We start from the raw sequence: 23111 nt of genomic DNA on the forward strand, positions 1-23111 counted from the left end.
AATTTATGACAAGACTAACTCAGATTCTGGCTTTTCTTCTTTTATGGCTTTCATAGCTGTCATTGCAGCTCTTAATCGCTCTCCAACTTCTTCAATAGGATGATTTCTAATTGCTTTATTCACCTTAATTAACTCTGCATTATCAACACTATTAGATGAACTAAAGCTCTCTCCAACCAAATCAGTAGTAACTGTTGTCATAAAATCTTGTAGTAATGGTTTAGCTGCATGATCGAATAAATAACAACCATATTCAGCAGTATCAGAAATAATTCGATTCATTTCATATAATTTCTTTCTTGCAACAGTATTTGCTATTAAAGGAAGCTCATGTAAAGATTCATAATATGCAGACTCTTCAATAATTCCTGAAGCAACCATAGTTTCAAAAGCTAATTCTACTCCTGATTTTACGAAAGCAACTAACAATGTTCCTTTATCAAAATAATCTTGTTCAGAAACTGCAACTTCAGTAGCTTCTGTTTTTTCGAAACCTGTTTCGGCAGTATCAGCTCTCCATGTCAATAAATTTTTATCATCATTTGCCCAATCTTCCATCATTGTAGATGAAAAATGACCAGACATAATATCGTCCATATGTTTATCAAACAACGGTCTTAAAATGTCTTTTAATTCTTCTGATAAATGATATGCTTTAATTTTCGCTGGGTTTGATAAACGATCCATCATATTGGTAATTCCACCATGTTTTAAGGCTTCTGTGATCGTTTCCCATCCATATTGAATTAATTTACTAGCAAAATGTGGTTCTACGCCATCTGCCACAATTTTATCAAAACATAAAATTGATGCTGTTTGTAATACCCCACATAAAATCGTCTGCTCTCCCATTAAATCAGATTTTACCTCAGCCACAAAAGAAGATTCTAAAACTCCAGCTCTATGTCCACCTGTTGCATAAGCATAAGCCTTAGCTTCAGCTAATCCTTTTCCTTGAGGATCATTTGCTGGATGTACAGCAATTAAAGTTGGTACTCCAAATCCTCTTTTATATTCTTCACGAACTTCACTACCAGGACATTTTGGAGCTACCATAATTACCGTTACATCTTTACGAATTTGCGTTCCTTCTTCAACAATATTAAATCCATGAGAATACGATAATGTTGCTCCTTCTTTCATTAAAGGCATTACAGCTTTTACTACATTACTGTGTTGTTTGTCTGGTGTTAAATTACACACTAAATCTGCAGACGGAATTAACTCATCGTAAGTTCCTACCACAAAATTATTCTCCGTTGCATTTTTATACGATTGACGTTGCTCTTTAATTGAATTTTCACGTAAAGCATACGAAACATCTAAACCAGAATCTCGCATATTTAAACCTTGATTTAAACCTTGTGCTCCACAACCTACAATCACTACTTTTTTACCTTCAAGTGCTTTAATACCTTCAGAAAACTCTGCAGATTCCATAAATCTACATTTTCCTAATTGCTCTAATTGCTCTCTTAATGATAATTGATTAAAATAATTTTTCATGACTCGTAAGTTTTTATTTTTTTATTGATTCTAATAGTTCTGATACAGGCATTTCTTCTTTTGTAATTGCAATTCGACCTGATCGTACAAATTGCTTAATTCCATGTTTGTTAAGTAAGTGGTATAACTCTTCAACCTCTGCTTTTGTTCCTGATTTTTCTAAAACAAAAAAGTCTTTATTAATGTTAATCACTCTTGATTTACTGCTGTTGATTACCTTCTGAATTTCATCATTTTCAGTAAGTAAATCTGTACGCAACTTGAATAAACATGATTCTTGATATACAGTTTCTTCATCGACATGATAATATGCTTTTATCACTTCAATTTGTTTTTCTAATTGCCCTATGATTTTTTTAATCTGTTCTTCTGTGACTCTTACTAATAAAGTGATTCTGGAAACACTACGAATCTCAGATTTTGATACATTGACACTTTCTAAATTGATATGTCTTCTTTGAAATATTGCTGAAATTCTATTTAGAACTCCAATGTTATTTTCGGTATATATTGATACAGTATACGTTTGCTTTTCACTCATAATTATTAACTTAATCTTACATCTGAAACAGATGATCCTGTAGGGATCATTGGAAATACATTATCTTCTTTCTCTACACACACTTCTAAGAAAAATGCTTCTTCTGATGCTATCATTTCTGAAACTGCACCAGCTAATTCTTCTCTTTGTGTTACTCTCTTAGCATCGATATGATATCCTTTAGCAATGGCTACAAAATCTGGATTTGTCATCGTAGTTGATGCATATCTTTTATCGAAAAATAATTGTTGCCACTGACGAACCATTCCTAAAAATTCATTGTTCAGTACCACAATTTTAACTGCTGCTTTTGTTTGTAAAATTGTACCTAATTCTTGAATCGTCATTTGATAACCACCATCTCCAATTACTGCAACAACTTCTCGTTCTGGAGTACCCATCTTTGCGCCAATTGCAGCTGGTAAAGCAAACCCCATAGTTCCTAAACCTCCAGAAGTAATATTACTTTTACTTTTGTTAAAATTCGCATATCGGCAAGCAATCATCTGATGCTGCCCCACATCTGTAACTACGATAGCATTTCCTTCAGAAGCATTGTTAATTTCTTTAATTACTTCTCCCATGGTTAAACCATCTTTTGTTGGATATAAATCTTTCTTGATGACTTTATCAAACTCAATAGCATCGTGATCTCTAAATTCTTGTAACCAAGACTTATGTTCATTATCTTTTAGGTACGGAAGTATTGCTTGTAAACTTTCTTTCGCATTCCCTAAAACTGCAACATCTGCTTTTACATTTTTATTAATCTCAGCAGGATCAATTTCGAAATGAACCACTTTCGCCTGTTTTGCATAACGACTTAAATCTCCCGTTACACGATCATCAAATCGCATTCCTACAGCAATTAAAACATCACATTCATTAGTTAATCGGTTAGGTCCATAATTTCCATGCATTCCAACCATTCCTACATTTAATTCATGAGAAGTTGGTAAAGCTGATAAACCTAAAAGTGTCCATGCCGAAGGAATTCCAGCTTTTTCTATAAATGCTTTAAACTCTTCTTCTGCTTCACCTAATATTACTCCTTGACCAAAAATTACCATTGGTTTTTCAGCTCCATTAATTAGGTTTGCCGCTTCTTTAATAGCGTCTGTATCTAATTTTGGTACAGGTTGGTAACTACGAACTGCTGCGCAAGGTTCGTAAGAAAACTCAAACTTTTCGAACTGAGCATTTTTAGTAATATCAATTAAAACTGGTCCCGGTCTACCTGAACGAGCGATGTAGAAAGCTTTAGCTAAAACCTCTGGAATTTCTGAAGCTTTAGTTATTTGATAATTCCATTTGGTAACAGGTGTAGAAATACCAACGATATCTGTTTCTTGAAATGCATCTGTTCCTAATAAATGTTCTGCAACCTGACCTGTAATACAAACCATTGGTGTAGAATCAATCTGAGCATCTGCAATTCCTGTAATTAAATTTGTTGCTCCGGGTCCGGAAGTTGCAATTGCAACACCAACTTTTCCTGTAGCTCTCGCATAACCTTGAGCGGCATGTGTTGCTCCTTGTTCATGACGAGTTAAAACATGATTTAATTCTTTCTGATATTTATACAATTCATCGTAAACAGGCATAATTGCTCCACCTGGATATCCGTACAACAGATCAACTCCTTCTGCCAACAAACATTTTATGACTGCCTCTGCACCAGAAATTGTCACACTAGTTTTTACACTCTGCTCTTTCACTTTTTTTGTTCTAGTTTCCATGTTGTTGCGATTTAAAATTCATCTGTTACACATCCATTAGATGCGGATGCTACTGTTCTTGCATATTTATAAAGTACTCCCCTATTTACTTTTAATGGAGGAGCTTTCCATTCCTTTCTTCTTGCTTCTAATTCTTCATCAGAAACTTCAAGATTAATTGTGTTCGTTTGTGCATTAATAGAAATTACATCTCCATCTTTTACTAAAGCAATTACTCCACCCTCTTGAGCTTCAGGAGTAATATGACCAACTACAAATCCGTGAGTTCCACCAGAAAATCTACCATCCGTAATTAAAGCAACCTCTTTTCCTAATCCAGCTCCCATAATAGCAGCTGTTGGCTTTAGCATTTCTGGCATTCCTGGCCCACCTTTCGGACCTTCATAACGAATTACAACTACATCACCTTTTTGTACTTCTCCATTTTTAATTCCATCGTTAGCTGCAAATTCACCTTCATAAACTTTAGCTTTTCCAGAGAAAAACAATCCTTCCTTACCCGTAATTTTTGCTACAGATCCGTCTTTAGCAAGATTTCCGTATAACATTCTTAAATGTCCAGTTTCTTTAATTGGATTATCAACAGACTTTATTACTTCTTGTCCGTTAGTAAGACTTGGAACTTCTATTAAGTTTTCAGCTAAGGTTTTTCCTGTAACAGTTAAACAATCTCCATGTAACAATCCTTTTTCTAAAAGATATTTTAAAACAGCTGGCGTTCCTCCAACTCTATGCACATCTTCCATTAAGTATTGTCCGCTTGGCTTTAAATCAGCTAGAAAAGGAGTTTCATCTGAAATACGTTGGAAATCTTCCAATGTAAATTTCACATCTGCTGCTTTAGCAATAGCCAAAAAGTGTAAAACAGCATTTGTAGAACCTCCCATTACAGTTACTAAACGAACTGCATTTTCTAGTGATTTCTTTGTAACTATATCTGAGGGTTTAATATCTTTTTCTAGAAGCACTCGAAGTGCTTCTCCTGCTTTTATTGACTCTTCTTCTTTATTATTACTAATAGCAGGGTTTGAAGAATTATAAGGTAAACTCATACCTAAAGCTTCAATAGCTGAAGCCATTGTATTTGCAGTATACATACCTCCACAGGCTCCTGCTCCAGGAATTGCTTTTTCTATCACACTCTGATATTCATTTTGTGTAATAGTTCCTGCAACTTTACTTCCCCAAGCTTCGAAGGCCGAAACAATATCTAGTTTCTTTCCTTCATGACAACCAGAAGCAATCGTTCCTCCATACACCAAAACTGACGGTCTGTTTAAACGTAACATCGCCATTAAAGCTCCTGGCATATTTTTATCACATCCAACAACTGTTACCAAACCATCGTATGACATTGCTTGTACTACAGTTTCCATAGAATCTGCAATTACATCTCTTGACGGTAAAGAATAACGCATACCTGGCGTTCCCATAGAAATTCCATCAGAAACTCCAATGGTATTAAAAATTAAACCAACCAAGTCTACATTTTTCGTTCCTTGCTTTACCAATTTGGCCAAGTCGTTTAAATGCATATTACATGGATTTCCTTCGTATCCTGTACTTGCAATTCCTACAAAAGGTTTCTTTAAATCTTCATGAGTTAACCCTAAAGCATGTAACATTGCTTGCGCTGCAGGTTGTGTATCATCTTGAGTTACTCGTTTACTAAATTTGTTCAATTCCATTTTTAAAGTGCTTTTTCTTGTACTCTTTCTTCTAGTACTTCTGCTTTATATAGTTTCATTAAATTATGTCCGTGAGATGTTTTCCAGTCCATTGGAAATTTGTATTCGTCTATAGACTCTAAGCCTACAACTTCTGCTGCTGTTCCTGTGAAAAAACATGCATCTGCAGTTTTTAATTCATCTAAAGTGAAATGTTTTTCTTCTACTGGAATTCCTTCTTCTTTACATAAATTAATTACTGTAGCTCTAGTAATTCCTGCCATAATATGACCTCTTGGTGGAGTATATAGTTTTCCATCTTTTTCCATGAAAATATTAGCTCCTGAACATTCTGCTACATTTCCATTCATATCTAACAGCAAGGCTTCATCGTAACCTTGACTTTTCACTTCATTTGTAGATAAAATTGAGTTTACGTAATGTCCTGTAATCTTAGCTTCAACGAAACAAGAATTCGGATTAGGTCTTTGGAATCTTGATGTTTTTACTCGCAATAATTTATCTCCCATAAACTTTCCCCATTCCCAACATTGTATGACTAAATTCGTCTCAGGTGAAGTTGTTAAACCCATATTTTCTCCAGTAAAAACCAAAGGTCTTATGTAAGCATCCTGAAGATTATTTAATTCTAAAAGTTTGTAGGTAATTTCTGTTAATTCTTCTTCAGAATACTTGAATTGTATTCCCATTACATCGACTCCATACTTTAATCTTTTGTAATGTTCATATGACTTAAAAATTCTAGTTCCATTTTCTGTTTTATAGGAACGTATACCTTCAAAAACTCCATTCCCATAATGTAAGCTTTGACTATACATATTTATCTTAGCATCAGTAGCTTTAACAAATTCTCCGTTAAGAAAAACAACACTCTTTTCGTTGAAATACATGATTTCTTTTATTTATAATTCTAATTTATTTTATCCTTTTTTAATTCAGTTTTAGAAACTTCATCTCTTATGATTTTTAACCACTCTTAAAAACACTTAAAACATTAAAAAACAATGTTTTAACACAGAACACATACGATAATCAATACTTAAAAAAAAGGCCTGTATCAACTAGTTGATACAGGCCTTTTTATACAATAGCAAGCTATATCAACTCGGTGGTGAGCTAATAATGACTACGCTAATAATAATGTTTACTAAAATGTTCATGTGTTTAAACTAAAAAAGCTTCCTAAAATTTAGGAAGCTTTTAATTATATCTTAAAATTTAAAAATCACTTCCTCTATCCCTGCGATATAATAATCACAACGATAATGATAGAAATGATATTTAAAACTCTTTTATTCATCTGATACTGCAAATATTGTTATTTTTTTTTGAATTATCCTAATCAATTTTAAAAAAACACAACATAAACCTTAAAAAACTCTTTTGATAGTTGATTACATTGATTTAAAAACTAAATCCACAACACATATTCTTTAACAAAAGGATACTATCACTCAACATTGTCTTTTTTACGCTCATAATCTGTTATTTAACACTCATAACAATATCTTAAAAACAATTGTATTTCTTAAACTAAATTAACTGATTAAAAGCAAAAAAATAAAATGACTGTACAAGAAAAAATAATTCAAGCCACATCTGAATATTTCAAAGATCAAATTGATTATTACGAACTATCTAAGGCATCAAAAACTTATAAATTCATTTTAGAAGAAATATGTGATGAAGATATGAATATTGAACTGGGGCGTAATGATATTCACTCTGATAATGGAAAATCTCTTGGTACATTTTGGGCTGCTCTCTGTCTTGATGATATTATTCGAACCAGACAGTTTATAAGAGGTATGCATAAAGCGATACAAGAGAAAATGAAACTTAAAGATAAAATTCATGTTTTATATGCGGGTACAGGACCTTTTGCAACACTCTTACTTCCTTTTCTTTTAAGATATTCTGAAAGAGAAATACATTTTAGTCTTTTAGAGATAAATCCGTTTAGTTTTAAGATACTACAAAATTTAATTTCGAGATTAGATTTAAATAAAAGTAATATTACTTTTATAAAAGACGATGCAACAAAACATAATATAGACACTAAGAATACACCTGATATTATTTTAAGCGAAACGATGCAAAATGCATTAGCTAAAGAACAACAAGTTCCTATTTTTTTTAATCTAATGAATCAAGTAAAAGAGGAAACTATATTTATTCCTGAAAGAATCGAACTCTCTATTGGCCTAAAAAACTCTAAAATACCTATTGAAAAAATTGAACTAACAGACTATATTCAAGAAAAAAAAGTGTTTGAAGTAAGTAAAGAATTGATTTTTACATCTCATAAAAATAGTTTTCAATACCCTACTTTTCCCAAAATACAGACAGTAATTTCACATAATAGATTGAAGGAATTTGATGAACTACTATTATTTACTGAAATACAAGTTTATAAAGATGAAAAAATTGCTATCAACGAGAGTGGATTAACCACTCCAATTCTTATAGATTTAATTCCCAAGAACACTAACAAAGCTATTATTGAAACACGTTATATTATTTCTTCTGATCCAAAACTTGAGTATCAAATATATTATTCATAAAAAACTCTCCTTAATGATTAAGGAGAGTTTCTTATACTAATCAATTCTAAATAATGCCTAAGCAGTTAATAAATCATTACTATCTTTTAATGGCAAACTTGAGCTTCCCATCAAATAAGCATCTACATGATGAGCTGCTTGTCTTCCTTCTGAAATAGCCCAAACAATAAGCGATTGACCTCTTCTCATATCACCAGCAGTGAATATGTTTGGAATGTTCGTTTGATAATTGCTTGTACTTGCTTTAATATTAGATCTAAAGTCTAAATCTAAATTCAATAATTCTGGTAATGTTTTCTCTGGACCAGTAAATCCTAAAGCCAAAAATACCAAATCACAAGGCCAAGTTTTTTCTGTACCTTCTATTTCTATAAGCTGTGGACGTTCTCCTGGGATAATTTTCCATTCTACTTCCACTGTTTTTAATGCAATAAGCTCACCTTTATCATTCTTTACAAATTCTTTTGTATTGATAAGCCAATTACGATCGCAACCTTCTTCGTGAGAAGAACTAGTTTTTAACTGTAAAGGCCAAAATGGCCAAGGTGTTTGCACACTTCTTGCTTTAGGAGGTTTCGGCATAATTTCAAAATTCGTTACCGAATTTGCTCCATGACGATTAGAAGTTCCAATACAATCTGAACCTGTATCTCCTCCTCCAATTACAATTACATTTTTACCTTTAGCACTAATCACTTCACTTTCTAAATCTGAATTAAATAACGCTTTGGTTTGCTTTGTTAAAAAATCCATTGCTTGGTGTACGCCTTTTGCATCACTTCCAGGAATATTTAAAGCTCTGGCTTTTGTAGCTCCACCACATAATACTACGGCATCAAACTCTTTAAGTTTATCAACAGAAACATTTACTCCAATGTTTGCATTAGTTTTAAATGTAATACCTTCTGCTTCTAGAATTTGTATTCTTCTATCGATAACTTCTTTCTCTAATTTAAAGTTAGGAATTCCATAACGTAACAAACCTCCTACTTCATCTTCTCTTTCAAAAACAGTTACCAAATGCCCAGCTCTATTTAATTGTTGAGCAGCTGCTAAACCAGCAGGGCCAGAACCTACTACAGCAACACTTTTTCCTGTTCTGTAATTTGGAAGTTTTGGTTTTATCCAACCTTTTTCAAATCCTTTTTCTACGATATACTTTTCTGTATTTTCTATAGAAACGGGTTGATCTATAATTCCTAAAACACAAGCTTTTTCACAAGGAGCTGGACATAATCTTCCAGTAAACTCTGGAAAATTGTTGGTAGAATGCAAAATATCTAATGCTTTTTTCCATTCTCCTTTATGAACCATATCATTAAAATCAGGAATTAAATTTCCTAGAGGACAACCACTGTGACAAAAAGGAATTCCACAATCCATACAACGAGAACCTTGTTTTTGTTGCTCTGCTACTGATAATGGACTCGTAAATTCTTTAAAATTTTGTACTCGATCTTTAACAGCTGTATTTATCTCTTGCTTTCTATCGTATTTTTTAAATCCGCCTAATTCTCCCATGATCTATGCTGTTATTTTAGTTGTTTCTTCTTGTGCTATTCTTTCTAAAGCTAATCTATAATCTGTTGGGAATACTTTAATAAAATCCATTTTATTTACTTCCCATTCTTCTAATATTTTAACTCCTAAAGTACTTTTTGTATACCCTACATGCTGCTCAATTAATCCTTTTAAATCTTTCTGATCTTCAGTTTCTAAATGAACTAATTCTACCATTTCTAGATTACACAACTCGTTTCTGAATTGATGAGATGGATCGTACACATATGCAATTCCTCCACTCATTCCAGCGGCAAAATTTCGTCCTGTTTTACCAAGCACAACAACTTTTCCACCTGTCATATACTCACAACCGTGATCTCCAATTCCTTCTACAACAGCTGTAATTCCAGAATTTCTTACACAGAAACGTTCGCCTGCAACACCATTTACATAAGCTTCACCTTTTACAGCTCCGTAGAAACACACATTTCCTACAATAATATTATCTTCAGCGATAAAATCAGCTTCATCTGGCTTCTTTACAATGATTTTAGCCCCAGATAAACCTTTACCTAGATAATCGTTAGTTTCTCCATCGACAATCATTTTTAAACCTTTTGTGGCAAAAGCTCCAAAACTTTGTCCAGCAGAACCTTTAAATTGCAATGTTAACGTATCTTCTGGTAACCCTTCTGATCCATGAAGTTTAGAAATTTCATTACTTGTTAAAGCTCCTACTGAACGGTTTGTATTTTGAATTTCATAGGTAAATTCTGATTTAATTTTATTTTTTATTGCTCCTTTAGCATCATCTACAATCTTAAGATCTAGAACTTTCTCTAGCCCATGATCTTGTTTTTCAGTATTGTATAAAATTGGATTTTCATTTGAATTCACTTTGTAAAGAATTGCAGAAGCATCTATCCCTTTAGCTTTATAATGATCTACAGCTTTATTAACATTCAACTTTTCAACCTGACCTACCATTTCTTTAATAGATCTAAATCCTAAAGTAGCCATAATTTGTCGTACTTCTTCAGCTACGAAATACATGAAATTAATTACATGCTCTGGTGTTCCTTTAAAGTTCTTACGTAACTCAGGATCTTGCGTAGCAATTCCTACCGGACAAGTATTTAAATGACATTGACGCATCATAATACAACCAGAAGCTACTAATGGTGCTGTAGCAAAACCAAATTCTTCTGCTCCTAATAAACAAGCAATAGCTACATCTCTACCTGTTTTCAATTGCCCATCACATTCTAAAACCACGCGATTACGTAAATTATTCATCACTAAAGTTTGTTGTGCTTCAGCTACTCCTAATTCCCAAGGTAAACCTGCGTGTTTTAAAGATGTTAAAGGAGAAGCTCCTGTACCTCCATCGAATCCAGAAACTAAAATTACATCTGCTTTAGCTTTTGCAACTCCAGCAGCAATAGTTCCAACACCGACTTTAGAAACTAACTTTACATTAATTCTTGCTTCTCTATTAGCATTTTTTAAATCGAAAATCAATTGTGCTAAATCTTCAATCGAATAAATATCGTGATGTGGTGGCGGTGAAATTAGACCTACATAAGGCGTGGAGTTTCTAACCTCTGCAATCCAAGGCAATACTTTTTTTCCTGGTAATTGTCCGCCTTCACCAGGCTTAGCTCCCTGAGCCATTTTTATTTGGATTTCCTTGGCATTTGTCAAATAATTACTTGTAACTCCAAATCTACCCGAAGCTACTTGTTTAATAGCACTATTCTTAGAATCACCATTAGATAATTTCTTGAAACGTTCTTTATTTTCTCCACCTTCACCAGAATTAGATTTTCCTCCAATTCTATTCATTGCAATTGCTAAATTCTCATGAGCTTCTTGACTTATAGAACCATAAGACATTGCTCCTGTTTTAAATCGCTTAACAATTTCCGTCCAAGGTTCTACCTCTTCAATAGGAATAGGATCTAAGTTTACGAACTCAAACAATCCTCTAAGCGTCATTAATTCCTCAGATTGTTTATTTATTTTATCGGCATAAACCTTATAACTTTCTTTACTTTTGGAGCGAACAGCTTGCTGTAATTTAGAGACAGTAGTTGGGTTAAACATATGACGTTCTCCATTTCTTCTCCAACGATAATCTCCACCGATTTCTAAATCTAAAACTGAATCAATTCCTTTTTCTCTGAAGGATTCGGTACATTTCTTATATATTTCTTTTTGAAGCACATATAATCCAATTCCTCCAATTCTTGAAGGTGTTCCTGGAAAATACTTATCTGTAAAGGCTTTTTTCAATCCTAAGATTTCGAATATTTGAGAAGCTCTATATGAATGTAAAGTTGAAATACCAATTTTATTCATAATTTTCAACAAGCCTTTTCCTATGGCTTTATTGAAATTTTTAACTGCTGTTCCTACTTGGATATCTGGAATTTCACCTTTTTCTACTTGACGCGCTATAATTTCATTAACCATATATGGATTAATAGCACTTGCTCCATAACCAAACAATGTTGCAAAATGATGCGGCTCTCTCGGCTCTGCACTCTCTATAATAATCCCTATTTTAGAACGTGTTCCTTTTCTGTACATTGAATTATGCAGATATGAACATGCTAATAATGCTGGAATTGGAGCCCACTCTTTATTTACGCCTCTATCTGATAAAATAATAACATTCGCTCCTTCATCCTCTACAGCAACAGTAGCTTTATATAAAATTCCTTCTAATGCATTTTCAATTCCGTTAACTCCTTTTTCTAATGGAAAAAGCATTGGAATAGTGACAGCTTTAAAATCTTCATGTTCAAGATTTTTGATTTTATCTAAATCTTCATTTGAGATTACAGGATTTTGAATTCTTAATTTTTTAGCCTGCTCAGGAATTATATGAAAAATATTCCTGTCTGAACCTAATGCTAAACTAATATCTGTGATGATTTCTTCTCGAATTCCATCTAAAGGTGGATTCGTAACTTGAGCAAACAGTTGCTTAAAATAATTATACAGCAACTGTGATTTATCTGAAAGGACAGCTAGTGGAGTATCGGTTCCCATAGAACCTATGGCTTCTTTACCATTAATAGCCATAGGAGCTATTAAATAATCGATCTCCTCTGTAGTGTAACCAAATAAACGTAGTCTTGTTTTGTAGTCTGTTTTTTCTTTAGGTATAGAGTTGTTTGTATAAGGTATGTTAGCTAATGGAAGTGAATGTTTATTTAACCATTCTTGATATGGATATTTTGAAACTATTTTTTCTTTAATTTCTTCATCCTCAATAATTCTTCCAGCATTCATATCAACCAAGAACATTTTTCCTGGTTCTAATCTACCGTGCTTAACTACGTTATCTGGTTTTATGTTTAATACTCCAATTTCAGAGGACATTACCACATTTCCTCTTTTAGTAACTGTATATCTTGATGGTCTTAATCCATTTCTATCTAATAATGCACCAATATAATTTCCATCAGTAAAGGGAACAGAAGCTGGTCCATCCCAAGGTTCCATAATACATGAATTGTATTCATAGAATGCTCTTTTTTCTGGACTCATTGTTTTATCTTTTTCCCAAGCTTCAGGAACTAACATCATCATTACTTCAGGAAGTGATCTACCTGTCATTAATAATAACTCAACAGCCATATCCATCGAGGCAGAATCAGATTTTCCTTCTGTGATAATTGGAAATAACTTTTTCATATCATCTCCAAATAAATCTGACTCCATTAACTCTTGACGTGCTAACATTCTTTTCACATTACCTTTTAGCGTATTGATTTCCCCATTATGACACATGAATCTAAATGGCTGAGCTAAATCCCAAGATGGAAAAGTATTTGTTGAAAATCGTTGATGTACTAGCGCTAATCTTGTAACTAAATCTGGTTGTTTTAAATCAACATAAAAACGTCCAATATCTTCAGGCATTAATAATCCTTTGTAAATTAATGTAGTTGTTGATAAGCTTGATAAATAGAAATAATTACATTCAGAAATTTTTGATTTACTGATAGTATGTTCACTAATTTTTCTAGCTGCAAATAGTTTTGCATTAAATTGCAAATCTGTCAGTTCCTCACCTCCCTTAGTAACAAAAACTTGTTTAATTTTAGGTTGCATTTTTGCTGCTACCGCACCTAAATTAGATGTATCTACAGGAACATCTCTCCAACCTAAAACTTTTAGTCCTTGCTTTTTGAATTCATCCTCTAAAACAGTTTCACAATAACTGCTTTGATTGAACTTTCTAGGTAAGAAAACTTGACCTACTGCGTATTCTTTAACTTCTGGTAAATCAAAATCACAAACTCTTTTGAAAAAATCGTGAGGAATATCTATTAAAATTCCTGCTCCATCTCCAGTTCTTCCATCTGCACTAACTGCTCCTCTATGTTCTAATTTGATTAAAATCTCTAGCGCATCATGAATAATTTGATTTGACTTTATTCCTTTTAAGTTACATATGAATCCTGCACCACAATTATCTCTTTCAAACTCATTTAAATACAAGCCTTGATCTTTCATATAATAAAATGTTTTTGTTTGTTAGTTTATATAATTTACAAGAGAAATATGAGGATTATAACCTATACTCTCTATATAGATAAAGTCATGTAAATTGATTTACCAGGCTTTATTCAACCTAAATACTAAACCGTAAAATTTCACATGGTTTAGTATTTATTCTAGTTCAAATTTTATCGTGTCTTTTATATTTTAGACTATTTTTAATTCAACTCAATAAATTGATTAATGTTCATTTAATCTGAAGTCAGGATAAGCAGTCATTCCATGTTCATGAGTATCTAGACCTTCTATTTCTTCTTTTTCACTTACTCGAATACCTATGGTTTTCTTTAAAATAAAAATGATTATAAATGATGTTGAAATACAGAATACAGCATATGTTCCAACTCCTATTAATTGGCTTACAAACTGTGCACCACTAGCCAATTTTCCAAAAATTCCTACTGCTAATGTTCCCCATACTCCACAAGCTAAATGTACTGCGATGGCACCAACAGGATCATCTAATCTTAATTTATCAATTAGACTTACTGCTAAAACGATAAGAATTCCGCCAATTCCTCCAACAACAATTGCATCCATAGGACTCATAACATCTGCACCTGCTGTTATTGCAACTAATCCTCCTAAAATTCCATTTAGAAACATGGTTAAGTCTAAATTTTTATACATTATTGTTGAAACTATTGCAGAAATTACTCCGCCAGATGCAGCTGCTAAACATGTAGTTACTAAGGTTAACGAAGTTTTTGCAGGGTCGGCAGATAAAACAGAACCACCATTAAATCCAAACCAACCTAACCAAAGTATTAAAACACCTCCTGTAGCTAGAGGAATATTATGACCAGGTATTGCTTGTACTTTTCCGTTTTTAAATTTTCCTATTCTTGCTCCTAATAACCAAACCGCAACTATAGCAGCCCAACCCCCTACTGAATGTACTAAAGTTGAACCTGCAAAATCATAAAAAGGAGTTTCTAATTGATGTAAGAATCCTTCTCCCCATTTCCACGAACCTGCTATTGGATACACGAATCCAACATATATTATTGTGAAAATCATGAATGGTAAAATTTTCATTCTCTCAGCAACTGCTCCCGAAACTATTGTAGCTGCAGTTGCTGCAAACATTCCTTGAAAAAGAAAGTCTGTCCAATATGTGTACCCTGAATTGTATGATAAATCTAGAGTTCCATCTTTTTTTATGGGTGCATCTAAACCGAAGCCTGCGAATTCGAATATACCTAAAGCTTCTTTTTCAAAACCAGGATACATTAAATTAAATCCAAAAGCCGCGTACAATAAAAGCCCTGTTGTGATAATAAAAATATTCTTAAATAGTATGTTTAAAGTATTTTTTTGTCGAGTTAATCCAATTTCTAATAATGCAAATCCTAAGTGCATGAAAAACACAAGTGCTGTACATACCATCATCCATACATTGCTAGTTGTCAATTGTTCCATAATAGTTTTGTCTAATTAATTTAAAGTATTTCCTCCTTCTTCGCCTGTTCTTATTCTGTAAGCTTGTTTGATGTCACTTACAAAAATTTTACCGTCTCCAACATTACCTGTTGATGCTGATTTCAAAATTGTTTCAATCGTAATTTTTTCAAAATCATCATTAACTACAATAGATAAATACCTTCTTTGGATATCACTTGTACTATAAGACACACCTCTGTATACGTGTCCTTTTTTTTCATTTCCTAATCCAGTTACATCCCAGTAAGAGAAAAAATTTACTCCAACCTCATGAAGTGCATTTTTCACTTCTCTAAATTTGGATTTTCTAATTATTGCTTCAATTTTTTTCATTCCACTACTTAAATTTTGTATTAGTTTATATGTTTTGGTTTTGGTTTGAAAACAATCTTGATAAACAATAAGATAAAAGCTCTATTTTAAATTAAGTATTGATACTTATATACTATAAATGATATACTCTTATTATTTATCAATTTTTACTTTAAAAAATCTGGATTCTAAATCTAATTTCAGATTGAATTTTACTTGTAAAAATGACTGCTATGACTTTCAAATCTATATCCAAAAAAGGAAAAATCAAAACACAACCTTTTGTAAAACAGACTAAAACGTTGTATAAAAAAAGTACCGAATTAAAAAAAAGGGTAGAAAAATAATAATCTGATAATTCGGTTTAAAAAAAAGATATTGGAATTATGAAATACTTAAATCGAGAAGTTGTAATTGTGAATCACATAAAAGTGATAGTTGTTTAAAAAAAATCATTTAAAAGCATAATTTCACAAAAATTACGTATAAATACGTAATTAAACTTTATTGATAATCTATTTTTTTAACACAAAAAACACGAATATTCCAAAACAAAAAAAGCACCTCTGGACTAGAGGTGCTTTAATTCAAAACAAAACTTAACTAAATTATAGTACTCTGTCCCATATGAACATTCGTAAAATTAATATTACTATCCTCTTGATTATGGATGTAGTCAGTGATGAAATCTCCAACTTTAGAGGTAGTAAAATCGTTCTCAGAATCGATATCCTGTGTAGTTATTCCTAATTCTAAAGACTTTTGCACAGCGTTTTCAATTACTGTAGCCTCTGTCTCTAAATCTAAATGTCTTAATAGCATTGCCGCCGATAAAATAGAAGCTAATGGATTTGCTATATCTTTACCTTTCGCTTGCGGAAAAGAACCATGAATAGGCTCAAATAAAGCTGCTTTATCTCCTACTGAAGCTGAAGCTAATAAACCAATAGAACCTCCAATTACACTTGCTTCATCAGATAAAATATCTCCAAATAAGTTTTCTGTAAGAATAACATCAAACTGTTTCGGGTTTAAGATTAACTGCATTGCTGCATTATCAACAAACATTGTATCAACTTCAACATCTGGATATTCTTTTGCTAAAGCAGTAATTGTTTTCCTCCATAATCGAGAAGTTTCTAATACGTTGGCTTTATCGACTAATGTTAATTTTTTTCTTCTGTTTCTTGCAGATTTAAAAGCTAAATGTCCCATTCTCTCAATTTCTTCTACAGAATAAGAACACCCATCAAAAGCTATTTTACCATCGTCACTTAATTCTTTTATACCGAAATAAATACCACCAGTTAATTCACGGTAAATTTCAATATCTGTTCCTTTAATGATATTCTCTTTTAAAGGTGAATTTTTAATTAATGCATCATATGCTTTTACTGGTCTAATATTACAATATAAACCAAGTTCTTTTCTTAATTTTAATAACCCTTGTTCTGGTCTTACTTTAGCAGAAGGATCATTATCATATTTTGGATCTCCAATAGCTCCAAATAAAATTGCATCACTTTTTTTACAAGAAGCTAAAGTTTTCTCTGGTAATGGATTTCCTGTTTCATCTATAGCACAAGCTCCCATTAGCACCTCATCATACACAAAAGTATGATCGTAAACTTCACCAATAGCTTGTAATACTTTTTTAGCTTGATCTATTACTTCTGGACCAATACCATCTCCGGGAATTACTGTTATATTAAATCTCATATACTTGTATTCTTTTTACAACGATGTTTCGTATGCTTGTATTTCTTCTTTTTTACTAATTAAAAAGTCTATGTCATCATAACCATTTAATAAACACAACTTTTTATAGGGATTGATATCAAAATTTACCGTTCCAACTGTAGTTTTTAAACTTTGATTTTCAAGATTTACGGTTAATTCTGTATTTGGATTATTAGTTATTTCTTTTAATAAATCACTTAAAAATTGAGGAGTAACTTGGATTGGTAAAATTCCATTATTTAAAGCATTTCCTTTAAAAATATCTGCAAAGAAACTACTAACAACTACTTTAAAACCATAACCTGCTAAAGCCCAAGCTGCATGTTCTCTACTAGAACCACAACCAAAATTATCTCCAGCAATTAAAATACTTCCTTTATAATTCTGATTATTTAAAACAAAATCTTCATTTACACTTCCATCTTTATGGAATCTCCAGTCTCTAAACACATTATCTCCAAAACCTTTTTTATCTGTTGCCTTTAAAAAACGAGCAGGGATAATTTGATCTGTATCAACATTTTCTACGGGTAACGGTACCGCTGTATCTTTTAATATTTGAAACTTTTCCATTAGTTTAAATGTTCCGTTATATTAATTATTTTTCCTTCTACTGCTGTTGCTGCTGCAACTAAAGGACTTGCTAAAATTGTTCTTGCACCTTGCCCTTGTCTACCTTCAAAATTTCTATTAGATGTAGATACGCAGTATTCTCCTTCTGGGATTTTATCATCATTCATTGCTAAACATGCAGAACATCCAGGTTGACGCAATTCGAAACCTGCAGCTTCAAATATTTCCTGTAAACCTTCTTCTTTTATTTGTTTTGCTACTTGTTGCGAACCAGGAACTAACCATGCATTTACATTTTCTGCTTTTTGTTTTCCTTTGATAAAACTAGCCGCAACTTTGAAGTCTTCTATTCTTGAATTGGTACAACTTCCTATAAAAACATAGTTTATTGGTTTCCCTACTAAACTTTCTCCTTTTTTGAAATTCATATAAGACAAAGACTTCTCAAAAGACTCATCGTTATTTTGTGGTATACTTTCTGAAATTTTAATTCCCATTCCTGGATTAGTTCCATAAGTAACCATTGGTTCTATATCTTCAGCATCAAAAGAATATTCTTGATCAAAAACTGCATCGTCATCAGTCTTTAATGTTTTCCAATAATTTACTTTAGCTTGAAATTCTTCGCCTTTAGGAGCAAATTCTCTACCTTCTACATAATCGAAAGTAGTTTGATCAGGAGCAATCATACCTCCACGAGCTCCCATTTCAATACTCATATTACAAACTGTCATTCTACCTTCCATAGACATTTCTTCGAATACATTTCCTGCATATTCACAGAAATATCCAGTTCCTGAATTTGTTCCTAACTTAGATATGATATATAAAATCACATCTTTAGGTAATACTCCTTTTTTAAGTTTTCCGTTTACATTAACTCTTAAGCTTTTCGGTTTTTGTATCAATAAACATTGACTTGCAAAAACTTGCGCCACTTGACTCGTACCTATTCCAAATGCAATGGTTCCAAAAGCACCGTGAGTTGATGTATGACTATCTCCACAAACCATTGTCATTCCTGGTTGTGTAATTCCTAATTCTGGAGCCATAACATGAACAATTCCATTGTACTTATGACCTAAACCATACAACGTGATATCATTTTCTTGACAATTTTTCTCCAATTGTTCTAGTTGATTTCTAGATAGAGCATCTTTAATAGGCAAATGCTGATTTACAGTTGGTGTATTATGATCGGCAGTTGCTACAATTTTATCTGGTCTCGCTATTGAAACTCCTCTTTCTTTAAGTTCATTAAAAGCCTGAGGACTTGTAACTTCGTGAATTAAATGTTTATCGATATATAATATTTGCGGACCATTTTCTATAGTATCCACAACATGTTTATCCCACACTTTGTCGAATAATGTTTTTCCCATTATGCGATTGCTATTTTTGAAATATTACTAACTTTTTTCATGATTAAATGAATGTCTTCATCTATTACTTCTTTTTGTTTATCTGCAAACTGTAAGAATGTTTGATATGCTTTATCTAACTGAATTTTAGTTAATTCATACCCTATTTTCTTAGCTCTGTATGCTAAAGCTGCTCGACCGCTTCTTGCTGTTAAAACAATTGCACTTTCCGTTACTCCAACTTCTTCTGGATCGATAATTTCATAAGTTTCACGATTTTTAATCACTCCATCTTGGTGAATTCCAGAACTATGTGCAAATGCATTTGCTCCAACAATAGCTTTATTAGGTTGAACAGGCATTCCCATTTTTTCTCTCACCATTAAACTTGTATCATACAATAATTTTGTATTAATATCTGTATGAAGATTTAAATAAGGATGTTGTTTTAAAATCATAACCACCTCTTCTAAAGCTGTATTTCCAGCACGCTCACCAATTCCATTAATAGTGCACTCTATTTGTCTAGCTCCATTTACAACTCCTGAAATTGAATTTGCAGTTGCCAAACCAAGGTCATTATGACAATGACAAGAAATGATCACATCATCGATTCCTTTCACATTATCTTTTAAGTATTTTATTTTCGCTCCATATTCTTCAGGCAAGCAATATCCTGTTGTATCAGGAATATTTAAAACAGTTGCTCCAGCTTTAATTGCAGCTTCGCAAACTTTTGCTAAGAATTCATTTTCTGTTCTACCAGCATCTTCTGCATAAAACTCAACATCATTCACATACTTTTTGGCATGAGAAACAGCTGCAATTGCTCTTTCAATTACTTGTTCTCTAGTACTATTGAATTTATATTTAATATGAGAATCGCTTGTTCCGATTCCCGTATGAATTCTTGGTTTTACAGCATGTTTTAATGCTTCTGCAGCAACTTCAATATCTTTTTGAACTGCTCTAGACAAACCACAAACTGTGGCATTTTTAACTATTTTGGCAATTTCGCTTACAGAATTGAAATCACCAGGACTTGAGATTGGAAATCCTGCTTCTATAATATCAACTCCCATGCTATCCAATCGCTCAGCTATCACTAGTTTCTGATTAGTATCTAACTTACAGCCTGGTACCTGTTCTCCATCTCTAAGAGTGGTATCAAAAATTTGGATTTTATTATCTTTCATTGTAACTAATAGTTGTTATTATCTAACTCAAATTTATATATTGGCTTTAAAAACTCTTTTGATTTCTACTATACCTTTACGATATCAAAGAAGCTTATTTTAAAAACTAAAAAACTGATTTTCAATATATTAAAATGAATAATTTTACAAAAGCTAATCAAAATCAAGACGCTTTATTTGCCTTAATTCAATCTTTAACCAAATCTGAAAAAAGGCAGTTCAATTTGTATATTGGAAGATTAGAAGGAAATAATCAAGCAAAATTTTTCACTTTATTTAAATTTTTAGAAAAGCAGAAAAAATATGATGAAAAAGCTATTATAAATAGTGGTATTGTTAGCAAACAACAATTATCAAATTTAAAAGCTCATTTATATAAACAAATTCTTACGAGTTTACGAATGAATCCTTCACATAAAAACTTACGTGTACAAATTCGTGAACAACTTGATTTCGCTACAGTTTTGTATCAAAAAGGATTGTACAAACAAAGCTTAAAACTTTTAGATAAGGCCAAAACATTAGCTATTGAAAATGAAGAAAAAAATGTAGCTTATGAAATAGTTGAGTTAGAAAAAGTAATTGAGAGTCAATACATAACTCGAAGTATTAGCACCAGAGCTGACGAACTTACTGTACAAGCAAAAGAGCTAAGCCAACAAAATGTAATTACAAGTAAGCTTTCTAATCTTTCACTACAGTTATATGGAATTTTATTAAAAACTGGTTATGTTAGAAATGACCAAGAATTACAAAAAATAAACGATTACTTTAATGCTAGGCTACCAAAAATTGATTATAATTCTCTTGGTTTTAGAGAACGTTTATGGCTTTATAAAGCACATCTTTGGCGTTGTTTTTTAACTCAAGATTTTTTAAACGGATATAAATACGCTAGTAAATGGGTTTCTCTTTTTAGAGAATACCCTAAAATGATTGCCACCAACCCAGTATTTTACCTGAAAGGAAGAAACTATTTGTTAGAATCTCTCTTTTTTACTAGACATAAAATTGAATTTAACAAAGAATTAGATTTATTTGAAAACGAGATAACAAATAATCAGATTCCTGTAAATAGTAATACGGAAATTTTGATCTTTCAATATTGCTATGCTAATAAATTACATAAACACTTTTTAAAAGGTGACTTTAAAGAAGGAGAGTATTTAATTGATGAAATAAACAAAAAAATACATTCTTTTAGTAATCGATTAGATAAACATCACATCATTCAATTTTATTATAAAATCGCCTGTTTATATTTTGGAATGGGAAACAATAAAATGTGTATTGAATATCTTACTAAAATTATTGAAGCTAAAAAACTTTATGTTGGAGAAGATTTACAATGTTTTGCTCGAGTTTTAAACTTAATTGCTCATTATGAATGTGGTTTAGACTATCATTTAGAAAAACAATTTAAAGAAACATACAAGTTCTTATTGAAGATGGAAAATCTACAAGAAGTTCAGAAAGTTTTTATTGAATCTATTCGTTCTTTAGGAGATTTATATCCTCATCAATTTAAAAAAGAATTTCAGAAAATCCACACAAGATTAAAAGCTTTTGAACATCATCCGTATGAAAAAAGAGCTTTCCTTTACCTAGATATTCTCTCTTGGTTAGAAAGTAAAATTGAAAATAAAACCATAGCAGAAATTATATACGATAAGCCCTAAATTGATTCGTTTTTAAATGAAACGAAAATCTGTTATTCCTTAGCACTTTTCGAATTAATATACACGGTTATTATTTCTAATGAATTTTGTTTCATATTTTCTTTTATTTTAGCTAAAAACTATACTTATGATATTTTTTGGAGTTATTGTAGCCATTTTGGTTCTTATTTTATTTTATGGAATTTCTGTTTACAACAGTTTAGTTAGAAAGAAAAATGAGATGCAAGAAGGTTGGAGTAGTATTGATGTTTTTCTAAAAAAACGTTATGATTTAATTCCTAATTTAATGGAAACTGTAAAGGGATATGCAAAACATGAAAAAGAATTATTCGAAAACATTACAAAAGCTAGAAATTTAGCGCAAAATGCATCGACTGTTTCTGAACAAGGTCAAGCAGAAAATGCTTTAAAAAATTCGATGATGAACCTTTTTGCTATAGCTGAAAACTATCCTGAACTTAAAGCAAATCAGAATTTTAGTGAATTACAAAATGAATTAACTTCTTTGGAAGAGGATATAGAAATGGCTAGAAGATATTACAACGGAACTGTGAAAGACAATAATATTGCCATAGAAAGTTTCCCTTCTAATGTTATCGCCAACATGTTTACTTTCAAAAAAGGAGAATTCTTTGAAATTGAAGATCGTAACGAACGAAAAGCTGTAAAAATTCAATTTTAATATTTGTAG

At 31.9% G+C, this 23111-nt stretch carries 16 protein-coding genes; 3 read left to right on the forward strand and 13 right to left on the reverse strand.

All coding sequences use genetic code 11. The features are described 5' to 3' along the window. Window positions 1–3: 3 nt before the first annotated feature. From ilvC to AQ1685_RS13640, 5 genes are read right to left on the reverse strand one after another with little or no spacing between them, the layout of a single operon-like run. Window positions 4–1506 (reverse strand): ketol-acid reductoisomerase, encoded by a 1503-nt coding sequence (gene ilvC / locus AQ1685_RS13620; protein ID WP_095073019.1) that lies wholly within the window; start codon window positions 1504–1506, stop codon window positions 4–6. A 13-nt stretch (window positions 1507–1519) separates the two neighbouring features. Continuing rightward, a complete protein-coding gene (gene ilvN / locus AQ1685_RS13625; RefSeq protein WP_095073021.1) occupies window positions 1520–2050 on the reverse strand; it encodes an acetolactate synthase small subunit in 531 nt (176 codons plus the stop codon). 2 nt (window positions 2051–2052) lie between these two features. Beyond that, window positions 2053–3786, reverse strand: a complete 1734-nt coding sequence (ilvB, locus tag AQ1685_RS13630; RefSeq protein ID WP_095073023.1) for a biosynthetic-type acetolactate synthase large subunit — start codon at window positions 3784–3786, stop codon at window positions 2053–2055. Between the two features lie 11 nt (window positions 3787–3797). After that, on the reverse strand, window positions 3798–5474 hold the full coding sequence (gene ilvD / locus AQ1685_RS13635; protein ID WP_095073025.1) for a dihydroxy-acid dehydratase: 1677 nt from the start codon (window positions 5472–5474) through the stop codon (window positions 3798–3800). A gap of 2 nt (window positions 5475–5476) precedes the next feature. After that, window positions 5477–6364, reverse strand: coding sequence for a branched-chain amino acid transaminase (locus AQ1685_RS13640; protein ID WP_095073027.1), 888 nt, complete (start codon window positions 6362–6364; stop codon window positions 5477–5479). Window positions 6365–7039: 675 nt separating this feature from the next. Between AQ1685_RS13640 and AQ1685_RS13645 the strand changes: the two genes are divergently transcribed. Further along, on the forward strand, window positions 7040–8038 hold the full coding sequence (locus AQ1685_RS13645) for an SAM-dependent methyltransferase (RefSeq protein ID WP_095073029.1): 999 nt from the start codon (window positions 7040–7042) through the stop codon (window positions 8036–8038). A gap of 57 nt (window positions 8039–8095) precedes the next feature. On the opposite strand, the gene AQ1685_RS13650 is transcribed toward AQ1685_RS13645, so the two are convergent. From AQ1685_RS13650 to AQ1685_RS13685, 8 genes are all read right to left on the reverse strand, one after another. Beyond that, entirely contained in the window at window positions 8096–9559 is a 1464-nt protein-coding gene (locus AQ1685_RS13650) for a glutamate synthase subunit beta (RefSeq protein WP_095073031.1), read from the reverse strand. A 3-nt stretch (window positions 9560–9562) separates the two neighbouring features. After that, window positions 9563–14071 (reverse strand): glutamate synthase large subunit, encoded by a 4509-nt coding sequence (gltB, locus tag AQ1685_RS13655; RefSeq protein WP_095073033.1) that lies wholly within the window; start codon window positions 14069–14071, stop codon window positions 9563–9565. A gap of 225 nt (window positions 14072–14296) precedes the next feature. Beyond that, window positions 14297–15538 carry an ammonium transporter gene (locus AQ1685_RS13660; protein WP_095073034.1) on the reverse strand — a complete coding sequence of 414 codons (1242 nt, stop codon included), beginning with the start codon at window positions 15536–15538 and terminating at the stop codon, window positions 14297–14299. A 15-nt stretch (window positions 15539–15553) separates the two neighbouring features. Then, window positions 15554–15892 carry a P-II family nitrogen regulator gene (locus tag AQ1685_RS13665; RefSeq protein WP_095073036.1) on the reverse strand — a complete coding sequence of 113 codons (339 nt, stop codon included), beginning with the start codon at window positions 15890–15892 and terminating at the stop codon, window positions 15554–15556. A 582-nt stretch (window positions 15893–16474) separates the two neighbouring features. Then, window positions 16475–17590: a 3-isopropylmalate dehydrogenase gene (gene leuB, locus AQ1685_RS13670; RefSeq protein ID WP_095073038.1), complete on the reverse strand. Its 1116-nt coding sequence runs from the start codon at window positions 17588–17590 to the stop codon at window positions 16475–16477. 15 nt (window positions 17591–17605) lie between these two features. Next, window positions 17606–18184, reverse strand: coding sequence for a 3-isopropylmalate dehydratase small subunit (gene leuD, locus AQ1685_RS13675; protein ID WP_095073040.1), 579 nt, complete (start codon window positions 18182–18184; stop codon window positions 17606–17608). After that, window positions 18184–19566, reverse strand: a complete 1383-nt coding sequence (leuC, locus tag AQ1685_RS13680; RefSeq protein WP_095073042.1) for a 3-isopropylmalate dehydratase large subunit — start codon at window positions 19564–19566, stop codon at window positions 18184–18186. Before leuC ends, leuD begins: the two co-directional genes overlap by 1 nt. Continuing rightward, window positions 19566–20741: a 2-isopropylmalate synthase gene (locus tag AQ1685_RS13685; RefSeq protein ID WP_095073044.1), complete on the reverse strand. Its 1176-nt coding sequence runs from the start codon at window positions 20739–20741 to the stop codon at window positions 19566–19568. Before AQ1685_RS13685 ends, leuC begins: the two co-directional genes overlap by 1 nt. A 134-nt stretch (window positions 20742–20875) precedes the next feature. Between AQ1685_RS13685 and AQ1685_RS13690 the strand changes: the two genes are divergently transcribed. Together AQ1685_RS13690 and AQ1685_RS13695 are read left to right on the forward strand one after the other, a co-directional pair. Next, a complete protein-coding gene (locus tag AQ1685_RS13690; RefSeq protein ID WP_095073046.1) occupies window positions 20876–22420 on the forward strand; it encodes a hypothetical protein in 1545 nt (514 codons plus the stop codon). Between the two features lie 127 nt (window positions 22421–22547). Beyond that, the gene (locus tag AQ1685_RS13695; RefSeq protein WP_095073048.1) at window positions 22548–23102 is read left to right on the forward strand and encodes a LemA family protein; all 555 of its coding nucleotides are present in this window, start codon (window positions 22548–22550) and stop codon (window positions 23100–23102) included. The last annotated feature ends 9 nt before the right edge of the window (window positions 23103–23111 follow it).

This window comes from Tenacibaculum jejuense (assembly GCF_900198195.1).
Classification (GTDB): Bacteria; Bacteroidota; Bacteroidia; order Flavobacteriales; family Flavobacteriaceae; genus Polaribacter; species Polaribacter jejuensis.

Coding starts and splice junctions, on each gene's coding strand:
- AQ1685_RS13695 (WP_095073048.1), top strand. CDS start 22,548: ATGATATTTTTTGGAGTTATTGTAGCCATTTTGGTTCTTATTTTATTT.
- AQ1685_RS13665 (WP_095073036.1), bottom strand. CDS start 15,892: ATGAAAAAAATTGAAGCAATAATTAGAAAATCCAAATTTAGAGAAGTG.
- AQ1685_RS13645 (WP_095073029.1), top strand. CDS start 7,040: ATGACTGTACAAGAAAAAATAATTCAAGCCACATCTGAATATTTCAAA.
- AQ1685_RS13650 (WP_095073031.1), bottom strand. CDS start 9,559: ATGGGAGAATTAGGCGGATTTAAAAAATACGATAGAAAGCAAGAGATA.
- leuC (WP_095073042.1), bottom strand. CDS start 19,566: ATGGGAAAAACATTATTCGACAAAGTGTGGGATAAACATGTTGTGGAT.
- AQ1685_RS13685 (WP_095073044.1), bottom strand. CDS start 20,741: ATGAAAGATAATAAAATCCAAATTTTTGATACCACTCTTAGAGATGGA.
- gltB (WP_095073033.1), bottom strand. CDS start 14,071: ATGAAAGATCAAGGCTTGTATTTAAATGAGTTTGAAAGAGATAATTGT.
- leuD (WP_095073040.1), bottom strand. CDS start 18,184: ATGGAAAAGTTTCAAATATTAAAAGATACAGCGGTACCGTTACCCGTA.
- AQ1685_RS13660 (WP_095073034.1), bottom strand. CDS start 15,538: ATGGAACAATTGACAACTAGCAATGTATGGATGATGGTATGTACAGCA.
- ilvB (WP_095073023.1), bottom strand. CDS start 3,786: ATGGAAACTAGAACAAAAAAAGTGAAAGAGCAGAGTGTAAAAACTAGT.
- leuB (WP_095073038.1), bottom strand. CDS start 17,590: ATGAGATTTAATATAACAGTAATTCCCGGAGATGGTATTGGTCCAGAA.
- AQ1685_RS13640 (WP_095073027.1), bottom strand. CDS start 6,364: ATGTATTTCAACGAAAAGAGTGTTGTTTTTCTTAACGGAGAATTTGTT.
- AQ1685_RS13690 (WP_095073046.1), top strand. CDS start 20,876: ATGAATAATTTTACAAAAGCTAATCAAAATCAAGACGCTTTATTTGCC.
- ilvC (WP_095073019.1), bottom strand. CDS start 1,506: ATGAAAAATTATTTTAATCAATTATCATTAAGAGAGCAATTAGAGCAA.
- ilvD (WP_095073025.1), bottom strand. CDS start 5,474: ATGGAATTGAACAAATTTAGTAAACGAGTAACTCAAGATGATACACAA.